The organism is Pseudomonas sp. SD17-1, assembly GCF_029201585.1.
GTDB lineage: Bacteria > Pseudomonadota > Gammaproteobacteria > Pseudomonadales > Pseudomonadaceae > Aquipseudomonas > Aquipseudomonas palmensis.
The window spans coordinates 1,538,559-1,553,065 of sequence record NZ_CP104044.1; the positions used below are offsets into that span (position 1 = coordinate 1,538,559).

The following is a 14,507-nucleotide window of genomic DNA, read 5'->3' on the forward strand; positions in this document are numbered from 1 at the left end:
CATGGCGCGGCCCGCGCAGTGAGCGGGCCAGCGCCGTGGTTTATGCCAAGGTTATCCAAAACATGCGCGTTCTGATCGTTGAACAGGATCATGCCCTTTACGCTCGCCTGCTGCGCGAGATGGCACCGGACCTCGAGGTAGTGACCAGCGGCGACTCTGCCGAACTGTCGAAGCTGGCAGCAGAATGCCCGGTGTGGCTCGGCCAGCCCGATCTGCTGGCCACCCTGCTGCGTCAGGGCCACGGCCCTGCCTGGGTGCAGTCGACCTGGGCCGGCATCACCCCGCTGCTGGTCGACGGCTTGCCGCGTGGCTATCGCCTGACGCGGGCGGTGGGCATCTTTGGCCAGGTGATGGCCGAATACGTGCTCACCTACATGCTCGGCCATGAGCGCGAGGTGCTCGCGCGCGTGCTCAGCCAGGTGGAACGCAAGTGGGACGGGCGCCTGGGGCGCAGCGTGGAAGGGCGGCGCGTGCTGATCGTGGGCACCGGTGACATCGGCCAGCAGGTTGCCGAGTTCCTGCTGCCCTTCGGTGTCACCTTGTATGGCGTGGCCAGCCAGGCCCGCGTACAGGCGCCGTTTGTCGAGGTGGCCGGCCTGGATGAGCTGGGGCGGTTGGTGGGCGAGGTGGATTATGTGGTCAACCTGCTGCCCGATACGCCTGCCACCCACGACCTGTACAACGCCGCGCTGTTCGCCAGGTTCAACCCCCAGGCGCTGTTCATCAATGCCGGGCGCGGGGTGTCGGTGGTCGATGCCGACCTGGTCGAGGCGCTGAAGCTGGGGCACCTGGCGGGCGCGGTGATCGATGTATGCCGCCAGGAGCCGCTGCCGCAGCGTCATCCGTTCTGGACCGCCTGGGGCCTGCTGCTGACCGGGCACAGCTCGGCGCCGACCTCGCCGACGGCGATGGTGCGTTTGTTCGTGGAGAATCTGCGGGCATACGAGGCGGGGCAGGCGTTGCGTGGCGAGGTGGATTTCGAGCGGGGCTACTGACTGAAACCGCGTCGCAGACTTCGTTGGCAAGGCCGGCGCCTACAGGAGATCCTTTAGGCGCAGGCTTTGCCGGCGAAAGGGGCGCCGCGAACTTCAGCCTTACAGGCTGAAATCACCCTCGGCCGCCAGCTCGCTCAACGGCTTGCGCGGGCTTGGCACTTCACGGGCCTGCAGGTACTCGGCCAGGCTCGCCTTGTCGCCCAGCTTGCCGATGGCGACCATCGCATGCAGTTCATAGCCGTCCGGAATCTTCAGCTCCTTGCGCGCCAGCGCCTGGTCGAACCCGGCCATGCCGTGGGTATGCCAGCCACTGATGCTGGCCTGCAACGCCAGGTGGCCCCAGGCCGAGCCGGTGTCGAAGGTGTGCCACAGCGCCGGGGTTTCTTCGCTGGCGCCAGGGGCGGTAAAGGTGGTCTTGGAAATCACCAGCACCAGCGCCGAGGCGTGCTGGGCCCAGCTGCGGTTGAATTCGTTGAGCAGGCCCAGGAAGCGCTCCCAGTTCGGCGTGTCACGGCGCGCGAACAGAAAGCGCCACGGCTGCGAGTTGTAGGCCGAGGGGGCCCAGCGCGCCGCTTCGAAGAAGCTCAGCAGGGTGTCTTCGGCAATCGGTTCGGCGGTAAACGCCCGGGGCGACCAGCGCTGGATGAACTGCTCGGCAATGGCATAGTCGGCAACGCGAGGGTTGGCACTCATGGAGGGGTTCCTGACGGGGTTGGAAAACACACAGCCTGTCAAACTACTGCGTGGCGCCAGCCCTGACAAGCGGTCTGGCAAAGCCCGGCCACACGCCCTAGACTGGCGCCGCCACGCGCGCGCACTTGAATTGAAACAGGACAAAACGCACCATGCCTGCCACCCAACCCTTCTGGATCAGCAAGCCCCTCGATCAGCTCGATCGCCAGGAGTGGGAGTCGCTGTGCGATGGGTGCGGCCTGTGCTGCCTGCAAAAGCTCGAGGACGAAGACGACAACAGCGTCTACTACACCAGCATTGCCTGCAAGCTGCTCGACCTCAAGACCTGCCAGTGCAGCGATTACCCCAACCGCTTTGCCTCGGTACCCGACTGCATCCAGCTCACCCCGGGCAAGGCCGACCAGTTCAAGTGGCTGCCGCCCACCTGTGGCTATCGGCTGGTCAGCGAGGGCAAGGACCTGCCCAGCTGGCATCACCTGGTCAGTGGCGATCGCGAGCAGGTGCACAAGCAACGGATTTCGTGGTCTGGCCGCATGCTCAGTGAAGACAGCGTGGCCGAAGACGATTGGGAAGACTATCTGATTTTCCGCGCCGGCTGAGGCTGCGGCGCAAGGGGATGTGAATGGAGATACGTCGCTGTTTGCTGGGGGCTGCGCTGTTGCTGGCGAGCCATGGCGCCTGGGCGAAGAAGGTCGACCTGGATTACCACGTGCGCCTGCTGCCCCAGAGCGGGCAGGCCGAGGTGCGCCTGACCCTGGCCGACGGCGCAGCGGTGCGCAGCCTGGATTTCGACTTGGGCAAGGAAGCCGTCTACAGCGATTTCAAGGCCGATGGCGCCTGGCAGTTGCAGGCCGGAGCACGCCGTGGCCTGTGGCAGCCGGGGGCGGGAGTGTCCAGCCTGAGCTACCGGGTACAGCTTAACCATGCCCTGAAGAACGCCGGCTACGACAGCCGCATCACTGCGCAATGGGCCTTGTTCCGGGGCGATGACCTGGTGCCTGCCGCGCGCCTCGACCAGCAGGACGGCACCGAGCTGGTCGCGCGCCTGGTGTTCGAGTTGCCGGGCGACTGGAAGAGTGTCGAAACGCCCTGGCCGCGGATTGGCAAGCAGCGTTTCCGCATCGACAACCCTTCGCGGTTGTTCGACCGACCTACCGGCTGGATGCTCGCCGGCAACCTGGGCAGCCGGCGCACCCGTCTGGGCGAGACCGAGGTCACCGTCGCCGGGCCCCAGGGCCAGGGCCTGCGGCGCATGGACACCCTGACCCTGCTGACCTTCGTGTGGCCACAGCTGCAGAGCGTGTTCCCGCGCAACCCGCCCAAGCTGCTGCTGGTGGGCGCCCGCGACCAGTTGTGGCGCGGCACCCGGGCCGGCTACCACTCGATCTACCTCAACAGCAATCGCCCGTTGGTCAACGAGAACGGCAGCAGCCCGTTGTTGCGCGAACTGGTGCGGGTGTTCGCCCAGGTCAACGACCAGGAGCGCAGTGACTGGATTGGCGAGGGGCTGGCCGAATACTACGGCATCGAACTGCTGCGCCGTGCCGGCGGCATCACCGAGGACCGCTACCAGGCGGTGCAGGCCCGGTTGGCCAGGCAGGGCGAAAAGGTCACCACGCTGCGCGGCGAGCAGATCACCGATGCGGGGGTGGCCCGTGCGGTGTTGCTGCTGCAGGCGCTGGACCGCGAGATCCGCCTGCACACGCATAACCAGCGTTCGCTGGACGACGTGACCCAGGGCCTGATGCGCCTCAACAGCGTCAGCACCGCGGAGTTCATCCAGCTCAGTGAAAACGTGCTGGGGCGTGGCTCCGAGGTGCTGGACACCAAGCTGTTGCGTTAGGCCTTGGGGCTTTTGAGCGAGTCGTTGCCGGTGACCGTGGCGCTGTGGGTGGCCGCTTGCGCATTGGCCTTCAGCACGCTGAGCTCTTCACCGGTGCGTTCGATCTTGCTGCGGATCTGATCCAGGTCGCGGCGCCCGCGCTCGATCAGGCTCTTGGCCGAACTGTGTCCGGTGATGCCCCGGGCCAGCGCCACGCCGCCGATGGCGATCTGGATCAGGCCGAAGAAACCGCCGCGACGCAGCCCCTTGCCGACCATCACCACACCCGTGGCCAGGGAGCCAGCGCGCTCCCAGCCTTGCACGTTGTGTTCGGTCTTGCTCTGAAACGGTGTGGCCAGGGTCAGGGTCTTGTTCTGGGACATGGTCGTACTCCTGTGGGGGCATGGATAGTCAGCAGACCGCCAGGGCCGCCAGGACGTTCCCGCGGATTACTTGAATTTGGGCCCGGAGCGAGTGTTCAGGCCCTTGGCCATGCGGTCGTAGAGCACCACGTTGACGGTGGCAGCGAGGTTCATGCAGCCATTGGTCGGGATGTAGATGGTCTCTTCGCACCAGGCGCGCACGTCGGCATCCAGCGAGCCGTCTTCAGGGCCGAAGATGTAGATCGCGCGGTCGGGGTGGGTGTATTCGGGCAGCGGGCGGGCACCCTCGACCAGTTCGACGGCAACCGGTGTGCAGCCCAGCGGGATGATCTTCTGCAGGTCGTCGATGCCGATCAGCGGGATGTCATAGTGCACCCGCTTGGTGTCGGTGACGAAGTCGCGGGCGCGCTCGTAGCGCTTGCCGGTGTAGAACACCGAGTTCACGCCATAGCAACCCGCCGCACGCATCACCGAACCGACGTTCTCCGCTGATTTGGGGTTGAACAGACCAATGCAGCTGTACCGTTTGTTCGCCACGTGCCGGGGCCCTTGAGAAAAAAGACGCGATTATACGGGCTTGCCGGCACGGGTGGGGCGCAGGGTCAGTCTTTCTTGAGCAGCCCGGCCAGCCCGGCGAACGGGTTATGGGTGGCCTTGGCGATGCTTGGGCTGGCGGTGGAGCCTTCGCTGAAGTACTGCTGGTCGGTGTAGCGCGAGTGCTCGTTGTCGTGGCAGTACAGGCACAGCAGTTCCCAGTTCGAACCGTCCTGGGGGTTGTTGTCGTGGTTGTGGTCGCGGTGGTGCACGGTCAGTTCGCTCAGGCGCTTGCCGGCGAATTCGCGGGCGCAGCGGCCGCACACGTGGGGGTACATGCGCAGGGCCTTGTCGCGGTAGCCCATTTCCTTGTCGCGCTTGGCATCGGCGAGGATGCGGTCCAGCCGCGCGGTGGCGGCGGCGGAAGAGGTTGCCGAACTCATGGTTGTACCTTTCTCGGGCTTGTTACGGTTATGCCGTGAAGTTTAGCGCCATGACGGGCATTTCGGACAGGCAAACCGCAGCGCTTGCGCGTAGCCTGTAGGCAGCACTCTCCAGGAGCCCGCCCCATGCGCCATGCGAGCATTGCCCTGCTGTTGATTGCCTGGCTCGGCCAGGCCCAGGCTGCGGACCTGCAGCCACGCACCCTCGCACCGGTGCCAGGTGCACCGGGTACGCCCACGCCCACCCCTTACCCGCAGGTGGCCCCGTCGACCATCCCCCGTGCAGGGCAGGGCTCGTCGGGTGCGCCACTGTTGCCGCCGATTCCCTTGCCCAGCCCGCCGAAGGACCAGCCGCTGCCAGGGCTTGCGCCGGATGCCGGCAAGGACAAACCGCGCGAGGGCTAGACCTGCTGCGAGAGACGCTGGCCGTCGAGCATGCGCAGGCGACGCGACAGTGCCACGGCCAGGGCGCGGATGATCTTGGCGGCCACCTTGGGCGTTTCGTTGAGCATTTTTTCCAGTGAGTCCTTGCCCAGGTTGAGCAGTTGACAGTCGCTGGCGGCCACGCAGCTGGCCGATCGGCGTTCGCCGTCCAGCACGGCCATCTCGCCAAAGGCGCGGCCCTTGCGCAGGGTGGCGATCTCCACCTGATGCTCGTCGGGGTCGGTCTTGCGTACCGATACCTGGCCCGAGTGGATGATGCACATGAAGGTGCCGGCATCGCCTTCGTGGAAGATTTCCTTGCCCTGGGCGATGGTGCTGATGCTGAAGTAGCCGGCAGCGGTCTGAAAGTCAGGCGGCAGCAGTTGGTCGAACAGGCCGCAGTCCATGAGCATGTCGCGAATTTCGTTGTTCAGGGAGGTCGGGTCGGGCATCGCGGTTGGTCTTTTTCTTGGAGGTTTGTGGTGTCTGGTTTTCGCCGGCAAGGCCGGCTCCTGCAATGGCCAGTGCATAGCTTGCAGGAGCCGGCGTTACCGGCGAATTGCTGATTCAGACAACAGAAATCCTGAATTACACCAGGCCCAGCACTTTAAATACGAACGCGTACTCCAGTGCCACGTCCTTGAGCCCCTGGTAGCGCCCGCTCATGCCGCCATGTCCGGCGCCCAGCTCGGTCTTGAGCAGCAGCAGGTTGTCATCGGTCTTGTGCACGCGCAGCTTGGCCACCCACTTGGCCGCCTCCCAGTACTGCACGCGGCTGTCGTTGTAACCGGCCACCACCAGCAGGGCAGGGTAGGCCTGGGCCTTCACGTTCTCGTAGGGCGCATACGCCTTGATGCGCGCGTGCACCTCGGGCTCCTGCGGGTTGCCCCACTCGTCATACTCGGTGACGGTCAGCGGCAGATCGGGGTCGAGCATGGTGTTGAGCACGTCGACGAACGGCACCTCGGCAATCGCCGCCTTGAACAGCTCGGGACGCTGGTTGAGCACCGCGCCGATCAGCAGCCCGCCGGCACTGCCGCCACTGATCGCCAGGTGCTCGGCATCGGTCACGCCGGTGGCGATCAGGTGTTCGGCGCAGGCGATGAAGTCGCTGAAGGTGTTGGGCTTGTGCTCCTGCTTGCCGGCCCGGTACCAGGCCTCGCCCAGTTCGCCGCCGCCGCGCACGTGGGCAATGGCGAAGGCCACGCCGCGCTCCAGCAGGCTCAGGCGCGCATGGGAAAACCACGGGTCCAGGCTTTCGCCGTAGGCACCGTAGCCGTACAGATACAGCGGCACCGGCTTGCCGAGGTCCTCACGGCGCTGAACCAGGCTGATCGGTACCTGCGTGCCGTCGCCGGCGGTGGCCCACAGGCGCTGGCTGACGTAGGCGTCGGGGTCGAACGGGCCGAGCACCGGGGTCTGCTTGAGCACCTGCTGCTGACCATCGGCAAGCGTCAGCTGGCGTACCTGCGCAGGGCGGTTCAGCGCCTCGTAGCGCAGGCGGATGCGTGGGCTGTCGAACTCCAGGCTGTCCTGCACGTACAGGCTGTAGGCTGCATCCGGCAGCTCGACGCGGTAGGTGGGCAGGCCGTGGGGGCGCACCTCGATGATCGGCAGGCCGCCCTCGCGCAGGCTCAGGGTCAGGGCGCTGGCGTTCAGGGTCAGCCCCTCGAGCATCACGGTGTCGCGGTGCGGCACCAGTACCTGCCACTGCTCGTGGGTTGGCAGGGTGTCGGCCGGGCCGTGGAACAGGGCGAAATTGATGCCTTGCTGGTTGCTGCGGATGAACCAGTGCCAGTGGCCGTTCAACTGGCCATGGTCAGGGTAGTACTCATGGCCTTCGACCCGTGGTGCCAGGCAGGTGAACGCCTGTTCCGGGGTGTGCGCATCCAGTACCCAGGCCTCGCTGGTGGTCTTGCTGTTGAGCAGCAGGATCAGCTGGCGCTCGGAGCTGGCGCGGTAGCAGTGCAGGAAGAAGCGACCGTCGGCCTCCTCGAACACCTGCACCGCCCCTTGGGTGCCCAGGCGATGACGCATCAGCCGGTGCGGGCGGTGGGTGTCGTCCAGTTCGGCGAAGAACAGCGTCTGGCTGTCGTTGGCCCAGGTCATGCTGCCGTCGCAGTCTTCGAACGGCAGCTGCTCGACCGCGCCGCTGGCCAGGTCCTTGACGTACAGGGTGTAGACCTCGTCGCCGCTGGTATCCAGGCTGTAGGCCAGGCGCTGGTGGTCGGGGCTGATGTTGAAGGCGCCCAGGCTGAGGAAGCTACCGGCGGCCAGCAGGTTGGGGTCCAGCAGCAGCTCTTCGCGGCTTTCATCGACCGTCGGCGAATCGTCTGCCGGGCGTCGGCAGCGGTAATGACGCGGGTACTCGTCGCCGGCGGTGGTGCGGGTGTAGTAAAGGTAGGGGCCCCAGGGCGAGGCCAGCGACAGGTCGGTTTCGAGAATGCGGCCACGGATCTCTTCGAACAGCTGCTCGCGCAACCCGGCCTGGTCGGCCAGTTGCGCCTCCTGATAGGCGTTTTCCGCGTTCAGGTAGGCCAGCACCTCGGGGGTGTCCCGGGCCTGCAACCAGGCATAGGGATCGGTGCCGGCATCCTGGCGGGCGATCGGGGCTTGGGGGGCGTTGGCAGCTGCGGACATGCGGGGTTCTCTTTGCTGGGGCGCGCCTGCGCGCTGAAAAGTCGTTATCATAAGCATCTATTTGCCTAGCTTGCCACGGACGCCATGACCGAGAACGATTATCTGCTCGCCTGGGGACTCTATGCCCTGGCCGCCCTGGGTTGCCTGCTGGTGGGCTTTCGCCTGACCGCGTGGATGTGGCGCTGGTTGCGCGAGCCGCTGCGGGTGATCATGGCAGTGCTGCTGCTGACCCCGACCATCATCGACCCGGTGAAGGAGAAGTTCGCCCCGGCCATTGCCATCACTGCCCTGGACCTGGCCTTCAAGGTCGGCAACAACGTGCTGCGCGCCGCGTCCGACCTGGCCATGTACGGCATGATCGCGTTCATCCTGTATGGCGTGTTCGTGCTGCTGCGCTGGCCGCTGGAGCGCCGTGCCAAGGCCCGCCGCGCCGCTGCCGAAGCCGCCGCCAGGCGCGATGCCGACGAGCCGCTGGACGACCAGCCGTTCGCCGCCGACAGCCGTGACCGCTACCGCAGCGAACCCCCTGAAGCACCCGCCGGCGGCAGCCGCGAGCGCCTCGAACCGCGTTTGTAAGATCCGCCCTGGAGCGACCCCTGCATGTGTGAATTACTGGGCATGAGCGCCAATGTCCCTACCGATATCGTGTTCAGCTTCACCGGGCTGATGCAGCGTGGCGGACGTACCGGGCCGCACCGTGACGGCTGGGGCATCGGCTTCTATGAAGGCCGTGGCCTGCGCCTGTTCCAGGACCCGGCGGCCAGCTGCGAGTCGGAAGTCGCCAACCTGGTGCAGCGTTATCCGATCAAGAGCGAGGTGGTCATCGGCCACATTCGCCAGGCCAACGTGGGCAAGGTGTGCCTGTCCAACACCCACCCGTTCGTGCGCGAGCTGTGGGGGCGCAACTGGTGCTTCGCACACAACGGCCAGCTGGGCGACTTCCAGGGGCAACGCACCTTCTACCGCCCGGTGGGCGATACCGACAGCGAGGCCGCCTTCTGCGACCTGCTCAACCGCATCCGCGAGGCATTCCCCGAGCCGGTCGAGGTCGAGGAGCTGATCCCGGTGCTGGTGCAGGCCTGCGCCGAGTTCCGTGGCAAGGGCGTGTTCAACTGCCTGCTCAGCGATGGCGACTGGCTGTTCTGCTTCTGTTCGACCAAGCTGGTACACATCACCCGGCGCGCACCGTTCGGCCCGGCGCGGCTCAAGGACGTGGACATGATCGTCGACTTCCAGGCCGAGACCACGCCCAACGACGTGGTCACCGTCATTGCCACCGAGGCCTTGACCGAGGACGAGATCTGGCACCGCTACGAGCCTGGCCAGTGGGGCCTGTGGCGGCGCGGTGAATGCATTGCCCAGGGTCAGGCCAGCTAAGGATCAGCCTTCATGTTCAGAAGTTACCTGCGTTTGCTGTTGTTTACCTTCGGCCTGCTGGTCGGTGTGCAGATCCCCGGGCTGATCAACGATTACACCCAGCGGGTCGAGGCGCACCTGCTCGAATCGCGCGAGGGCCTCAAGGGCTTCAACCAGACCGCGCAGCGCTTTTTCAATGGCGACCTGCAGGCGCTGGTACGTCACTACCGTGCCAGCGACGACCCGGTGTTCAACAGCGATGCCGACAGCATCGACAGCCTGGTGGCGCGCAATCGCCTGCTCGAAGAAGAGTGGCAGACCCTGCAGCGCCCGTGGCTGGTACGCACCTGGCACGTACTGGTGGCGGCCGACCCGGCCTTGCGCGAGGAAACCCTCAAGGGCTACAGCTACCAGATCCTGCTGGCGCCCGAGGCGATGGCCTGGGGCCTGGCCAGCGCCATGCTGCTGGCACTGGTGATCGAGAGCCTGCTGATGCTGATCGGCTGGGCGATCCTCGGCGGTCGGCGCAAGCCGGTGGAGCCGAGCTGGCGCTAGACGGCCTCCGGGCCGCCCCCCACCCGACACAGGAGCAACGCGCGTGAGCCGCCTGCTACTCAATTGCGACATGGGTGAAAGTTTCGGCAGCTGGAGCATGGGGCTGGATGCCGAAGTGATGCCCTTTATCGATTGCGCCAACATCGCCTGCGGTTTTCATGCTGGCGACCCGGGCATCATGCGCACCACCGTGGCGCTGGCCGTGGCCGGGGGCGTGCTGGTGGGGGCGCACCCGGCGTACCAGGACCTGGCCGGTTTCGGACGCCGCTCGATGGCCTGCAGCAATGAAGAGATTCGCGACCTGCTGCATTACCAGATCGGCGCGCTGGACGGTATCTGCCGTACCCAGAAGACCCAGGTGGCCTACGTCAAACCCCACGGCGCGCTGTACAACGACATGATGGCCGAGCCGGGCAAGCTGCGTGCGGTGATCGAGGCGGTGGCCGCCTACGACCGCAGCCTGCCGCTGATGCTGATGGCCACGGCCGACAATCGCGCAGCCCAGGCACTGGGTGACGAATATGGCGTCACGTTGTGGTTCGAGGCCTTTGCCGACCGTGCCTACGACCCCGCCGGACGCCTGCTGTCGCGGCGCCTGCCCGGTGCCGTGCACTACGACCCGGCCCTGATCGTCGAGCAGGCCCTGCGCCTGGTACGGGGCGAGCCGCTGGTTGCCAGTGATGGCAGCGCACTGCGCCTGCAGGCCCATACGCTGTGTGTGCATGGCGACAATGCCAGCTCGGTGGCTGCGGTGCGGCAGATACGTCAGGCTCTCGATGCGCAGGCGGCGCCATGAAGTGGCGCGTCGAGGTGGTTGCTGTCGATTGCCTGATGGTGCGCCTGTTCGATGCGATCGACGAGTCCAACATGCCCTGGATGCTCGCTGCCACCCAGCGTCTGCGTGCAGCCTTTGCGGCGCAGCTGATCGATCTGGTGCCGTCGTACACCACCGTGATGGTGCATTTCGACCTGTCGCCCACCCAGGCCCGCGAGCGTATCGCGCAGGCGCTCGAAGGTCTTCGCCCCGACGAGGGCGGGGCAGGGCAGCGCCACGACATTCCGGTGTGGTACGACCCCAGCGTCGGGCCCGAGCTGGCCTTGCTGGCGCAGCGCAGCGGCGACTCCGTGGCGGGGGTGATCCGCCGCCACAGCGCGCGCGAGTACCAGGTGTTCGCCCTGGGCTTCGCCCCGGGTTTCGCGTTCATGGGGCTGGTCGAGGAGGCGCTGGCCGCGCCGCGCCTGGCCACCCCGCGCAAGCGCGTGGCAGCCGGCAGTGTGGGCATCGCCGAGCGCCAGACGGCGGCCTACCCGGCGGTGTCGCCCGGGGGCTGGAACCTGATCGGGCGTACCCCCAGCCGCCTGTTCGATCGCCAGCGTGAGGGCTACAGCCTGCTGCAGCCGGGCGACCGGGTGCGCTTCGTGGCGGTGGACCGTGCCGAATTCCTTGCACTCGGCGGCGACGACACGCCCCTGCAGGTGTCGCCGTGAGCCGCTTGCTGATCGAGGCCAGCACGCCGCTGTGCCTGTTGCAGGATGCCGGGCGCTTTGGCGTGCGCCACCTGGGCGTGACCCAGGGCGGTGGTCTGGACTGGGTATCGATGCGCTGGGCCAACTGGCTGCTGGGCAATGCACCGCAGGCGGCGGTGGTGGAAATCACCCTGGGCGGGCTGACGCTGGTGGCCGAGCAGGCGTGCTGCCTGGCACTGGCCGGTGCTGACCTGGGCGCACGGCTCGACGACCAGCCGCTGGCGCCGTGGCGCAGTTTCGTGATGGCCAAGGGGCAGCGCCTGCAGTTCACCCAGCCGCTGCAGGGTGTGCGGGCCTACCTGGCGGCGCCAGGGGGATTCGCTGCGCCGCAGGTGCTGGGCAGTTGCGCTACGGTGGTGCGCGAGGAGCTGGGCGGGCTGACGGGACTGGGCAGGGCATTGGCCCGAGGCGAGTGCCTGGGCTATGCCGGCAACGCGCCGGGTGTGCGTGAGGTGCCCGAAGGGCTTCGACCCGTGCCAGGTACCTGCACCGTGCTGGACCTGGTGATGGGGGCGCAGATTGGCGAGTTTGCCGGGCAGAGCCTGTTCGATGCCTTCAACCGCGACTGGACCCTGGACACCCGCGCCGACCGCATGGGCATGCGCCTGCTGGGCCCGGCGTTGCAGTATCAGGGGCAACCGATGATCTCGGAGGGGATACCGCTGGGCGCGGTGCAGGTACCGCCGGATGGGCAGCCGATCGTGTTGCTCAATGATCGGCAGACGATTGGCGGCTATCCGCGACTGGGGGCGCTGACCCCGCTGGCGCTGGCTGGCCTGGCGCAGTTGCTGCCGGGGCGTGTGGTGCGGTTGCGGGCCGTGGTGCAGGAGATGGCATGGCGAGAGCAGCAGGTTTATCTGCAGAGGTTTGTCGACTGACAGGGCCTCTTCGCCGGCAAGGCCGGCGAAGGGTTCACCGCTATTTGGACAGAAACCGCATCCCTTCCTCCAGCCCGCGCAAGGTCAGCGGGAACATCCGGTCCTCGACCAGCTCGCGCACGATGTTGGTCGAAGCGGTATAGCCCCAGGTGTCCTTGGGGTAGGGGTTTATCCAGATCAGCTTCTTGTACTTCTCCATGAAGCGGCGCATCCACACATACCCGGCTTCCTCGTTCCAGTGCTCCACGCTGCCACCGGGCTGGGTGATCTCGTAGGGCGCCATGGCCGCATCGCCCACGAACACCACCTTGTAGTCGGCGCCGTACTTGTGCAGCAGGTCCATGGTCGAGGTGCGCTCGGAGGTGCGGCGCAGGTTGTTCTTCCACACCGACTCGTACACGAAGTTGTGGAAGTAGTAGTACTCCAGGTGCTTGAACTCGGTCTTGCAGGCCGAAAACAGCTCTTCGCAGATCTTCACGTGGGCGTCCATCGAACCGCCGATGTCGAACAGCAGCAGCAACTTCACGCTGTTGCGCCGCTCCGGACGCATCTGGATATTGAGCAGCCCGGCATCGCGCGCGGTGTGGTCGATGGTGCCGTCGATATCCAGCTCTTCGGCCGCGCCCTGACGGGCGAACTTGCGCAGCCGGCGCAAGGCCAGCTTGATGTTGCGCGTGCCCAGTTCCACCCCGTCGTCGAGGTTCTTGTACTCGCGCTGGTCCCATACCTTGACCGCCTTGCCCTGGCGCTTGCCGGCATCGCCCACGCGAATGCCCTCGGGGTTGAAGCCGCCCGAGCCGAACGGGCTGGTACCGCCGGTGCCGATCCATTTGTTGCCGCCGGCATGGCGTTCCTTCTGTTCTTCCAGGCGTTTCTTGAACGCTTCGATCAGCTTGTCCAGACCGCCCAGGGACTGGATCTGCGCACGCTCTTCATCCGTCAGGGAACGCTCGAATTCCTTGCGCAGCCAGTCTTCGGGGATCAGCGCCTCCAGGTGGTGGTCGAGGTTTTCAAGGCCCTTGAAGTAGGCCGAGAAGGCCCGGTCGAACTTGTCGAAGTGGCGCTCGTCCTTGACCAGGATGGCGCGCGCCAAATAGTAGAACTCGTCCATGTCGGCGAAGATCACCCGCTGCTTCAAGGCATTGAGCAGGTCGAGCAACTCGCGTACCGACACCGGCACCTTGGCCGCGCGCATTTCATTGAACAGGTTCAGCAGCATGGCAATGACCCCGTTGGCTCAGCGGTTGCCGCGCCGGCTCATGAACGCCAGGCGCTCCAGCAACTGCACGTCCTGCTCGTTCTTGACCAGCGCACCGGCCAGCGGCGGGATGGCCTTGGTCGGGTCGCGCTCGCGCAATACCGCTTCGCCGATGTTGTCGGCCATCAGCAGCTTGAGCCAGTCGACCAGCTCGGAGGTGGAGGGTTTTTTCTTCAGGCCCGGCACCTTGCGCACGTCGAAGAACACGTCCAGCGCCTCGCTGACCAGGTCCTGCTTGATGTTGGGGTAGTGCACGTCGACGATCTGCTGCAGCGTGGCGCGATCGGGGAAGGCGATGTAGTGGAAGAAGCAGCGACGCAGGAAGGCGTCGGGCAGTTCCTTCTCGTTGTTGGAGGTAATGATGATGATCGGGCGCTGTTTGGCCTTGATGGTCTCGTCGATCTCGTAGACGTAGAACTCCATCTTGTCGAGTTCCTGCAGCAGGTCGTTGGGGAACTCGATGTCGGCCTTGTCGATTTCGTCGATCAGCAGGATGACCCGCTCCTCGGCTTCGAAGGCCTCCCACAACTTGCCCTTTTTCAGGTAGTTGCGCACGTCGTGCACCTTGTCCACGCCCAGCTGCGAGTCGCGCAGGCGGCTGACCGCATCGTACTCGTAGAGGCCCTGGTGGGCCTTGGTGGTGGACTTGATGTGCCAGGTGATCAGCTTGGCACCGAAGGCTTCGGCCAGTTGCTCGGCGAGCATGGTCTTGCCGGTGCCGGGTTCGCCCTTGACCAGCAGCGGGCGCTCCAGGGTGATCGCCGCGTTGACGGCCAGTTTCAGGTCATCTGTGGCGACGTATGCGCTGGTGCCTTCGAACTTCATGTACCGATCCTCAAAAAATGGTCATGCGGTGACTATCATGCGACGACTATAACGCGGGGCTTGCGTGGCTGTGAACGCGGACGGGGTATTCAGTCTGTGGATGATTGGTCATGGAACCGGGGTGGCAGGCCTGGCCTCGTCGCTGGCTTGCCAGCGAAAGGGCCAGTACCGCGAT

Annotated in this window: 18 protein-coding genes; 10 read left to right on the forward strand and 8 right to left on the reverse strand. The window is 65.9% G+C overall.

The window, feature by feature from the left end:
* The first annotated feature begins 62 nt into the window (after positions 1 to 62).
* Positions 63 to 995 carry a D-2-hydroxyacid dehydrogenase gene (locus N0B28_RS07000; RefSeq protein ID WP_275731167.1) on the forward strand — a complete coding sequence of 311 codons (933 nt, stop codon included), beginning with the start codon at positions 63 to 65 and terminating at the stop codon, positions 993 to 995.
* A gap of 99 nt (positions 996 to 1,094) precedes the next feature.
* Here N0B28_RS07000 and N0B28_RS07005 read toward each other — a convergent pair whose 3' ends face one another.
* The gene (locus N0B28_RS07005) at positions 1,095 to 1,688 is read right to left on the reverse strand and encodes a nitroreductase family protein (RefSeq protein WP_043864204.1); all 594 of its coding nucleotides are present in this window, start codon (positions 1,686 to 1,688) and stop codon (positions 1,095 to 1,097) included.
* A gap of 152 nt (positions 1,689 to 1,840) precedes the next feature.
* Here N0B28_RS07005 and N0B28_RS07010 point away from each other — a divergent pair, with 152 nt between their 5' ends.
* Both N0B28_RS07010 and N0B28_RS07015 read left to right on the forward strand, forming a co-directional pair.
* Entirely contained in the window at positions 1,841 to 2,287 is a 447-nt protein-coding gene (locus N0B28_RS07010) for a YcgN family cysteine cluster protein (protein ID WP_043864203.1), read from the forward strand.
* Between the two features lie 23 nt (positions 2,288 to 2,310).
* Complete coding sequence (locus N0B28_RS07015; RefSeq protein ID WP_043864202.1) at positions 2,311 to 3,531, forward strand: hypothetical protein; 1,221 nt, start codon at positions 2,311 to 2,313, stop codon at positions 3,529 to 3,531.
* Here the strand turns inward: N0B28_RS07015 and N0B28_RS07020 are convergent.
* The 3 genes from N0B28_RS07020 to N0B28_RS07030 form a co-directional block, all read right to left on the reverse strand.
* Positions 3,528 to 3,893 carry a DUF2892 domain-containing protein gene (locus N0B28_RS07020; protein ID WP_043864201.1) on the reverse strand — a complete coding sequence of 122 codons (366 nt, stop codon included), beginning with the start codon at positions 3,891 to 3,893 and terminating at the stop codon, positions 3,528 to 3,530. The genes N0B28_RS07015 and N0B28_RS07020 overlap by 4 nt on opposite strands.
* A gap of 66 nt (positions 3,894 to 3,959) precedes the next feature.
* Positions 3,960 to 4,430: an RNA methyltransferase gene (locus N0B28_RS07025; protein ID WP_043864200.1), complete on the reverse strand. Its 471-nt coding sequence runs from the start codon at positions 4,428 to 4,430 to the stop codon at positions 3,960 to 3,962.
* Positions 4,431 to 4,495: 65 nt separating this feature from the next.
* Positions 4,496 to 4,870: a YajD family HNH nuclease gene (locus tag N0B28_RS07030; RefSeq protein ID WP_043864199.1), complete on the reverse strand. Its 375-nt coding sequence runs from the start codon at positions 4,868 to 4,870 to the stop codon at positions 4,496 to 4,498.
* A 126-nt stretch (positions 4,871 to 4,996) separates the two neighbouring features.
* Here N0B28_RS07030 and N0B28_RS07035 point away from each other — a divergent pair, with 126 nt between their 5' ends.
* Complete coding sequence (locus N0B28_RS07035; RefSeq protein ID WP_043864198.1) at positions 4,997 to 5,275, forward strand: hypothetical protein; 279 nt, start codon at positions 4,997 to 4,999, stop codon at positions 5,273 to 5,275.
* Here N0B28_RS07035 and N0B28_RS07040 read toward each other — a convergent pair.
* Together N0B28_RS07040 and N0B28_RS07045 are read right to left on the reverse strand one after the other, a co-directional pair.
* Complete coding sequence (locus N0B28_RS07040; RefSeq protein WP_236176942.1) at positions 5,272 to 5,745, reverse strand: cyclic nucleotide-binding domain-containing protein; 474 nt, start codon at positions 5,743 to 5,745, stop codon at positions 5,272 to 5,274. The two genes, N0B28_RS07035 and N0B28_RS07040, sit on opposite strands and share 4 nt — an antisense overlap.
* Before the next feature lie 136 nt (positions 5,746 to 5,881).
* The gene (locus N0B28_RS07045) at positions 5,882 to 7,933 is read right to left on the reverse strand and encodes a S9 family peptidase (RefSeq protein ID WP_275731177.1); all 2,052 of its coding nucleotides are present in this window, start codon (positions 7,931 to 7,933) and stop codon (positions 5,882 to 5,884) included.
* A gap of 84 nt (positions 7,934 to 8,017) precedes the next feature.
* Here N0B28_RS07045 and N0B28_RS07050 point away from each other — a divergent pair, with 84 nt between their 5' ends.
* The 6 genes from N0B28_RS07050 to N0B28_RS07075 all read left to right on the forward strand — a co-directional run bounded on the left by N0B28_RS07050 (position 8,018) and on the right by N0B28_RS07075 (position 12,249).
* Positions 8,018 to 8,509 (forward strand): hypothetical protein, encoded by a 492-nt coding sequence (locus N0B28_RS07050; RefSeq protein ID WP_043864195.1) that lies wholly within the window; start codon positions 8,018 to 8,020, stop codon positions 8,507 to 8,509.
* 24 nt (positions 8,510 to 8,533) lie between these two features.
* Positions 8,534 to 9,310: a class II glutamine amidotransferase gene (locus tag N0B28_RS07055; RefSeq protein WP_043864194.1), complete on the forward strand. Its 777-nt coding sequence runs from the start codon at positions 8,534 to 8,536 to the stop codon at positions 9,308 to 9,310.
* Positions 9,311 to 9,322: 12 nt separating this feature from the next.
* Positions 9,323 to 9,844, forward strand: coding sequence for a DUF2937 family protein (locus tag N0B28_RS07060; RefSeq protein ID WP_054914961.1), 522 nt, complete (start codon positions 9,323 to 9,325; stop codon positions 9,842 to 9,844).
* Positions 9,845 to 9,914: 70 nt separating this feature from the next.
* Positions 9,915 to 10,640 carry a 5-oxoprolinase subunit PxpA gene (locus tag N0B28_RS07065; protein ID WP_275732034.1) on the forward strand — a complete coding sequence of 242 codons (726 nt, stop codon included), beginning with the start codon at positions 9,915 to 9,917 and terminating at the stop codon, positions 10,638 to 10,640.
* A complete protein-coding gene (gene pxpB / locus N0B28_RS07070) occupies positions 10,637 to 11,332 on the forward strand; it encodes a 5-oxoprolinase subunit PxpB (RefSeq protein ID WP_100634623.1) in 696 nt (231 codons plus the stop codon). The genes N0B28_RS07065 and pxpB overlap by 4 nt, the downstream gene beginning before the upstream one ends.
* Positions 11,329 to 12,249 carry a biotin-dependent carboxyltransferase family protein gene (locus N0B28_RS07075; RefSeq protein ID WP_275731185.1) on the forward strand — a complete coding sequence of 307 codons (921 nt, stop codon included), beginning with the start codon at positions 11,329 to 11,331 and terminating at the stop codon, positions 12,247 to 12,249. Before pxpB ends, N0B28_RS07075 begins: the two co-directional genes overlap by 4 nt.
* Positions 12,250 to 12,289: 40 nt before the next feature.
* On the opposite strand, the gene N0B28_RS07080 is transcribed toward N0B28_RS07075, so the two are convergent.
* Both N0B28_RS07080 and N0B28_RS07085 read right to left on the reverse strand, forming a co-directional pair.
* The gene (locus N0B28_RS07080) at positions 12,290 to 13,468 is read right to left on the reverse strand and encodes a VWA domain-containing protein (protein ID WP_043864189.1); all 1,179 of its coding nucleotides are present in this window, start codon (positions 13,466 to 13,468) and stop codon (positions 12,290 to 12,292) included.
* 18 nt (positions 13,469 to 13,486) lie between these two features.
* On the reverse strand, positions 13,487 to 14,332 hold the full coding sequence (locus tag N0B28_RS07085; protein WP_043864188.1) for a MoxR family ATPase: 846 nt from the start codon (positions 14,330 to 14,332) through the stop codon (positions 13,487 to 13,489).
* Positions 14,333 to 14,507: the final 175 nt, after the last annotated feature.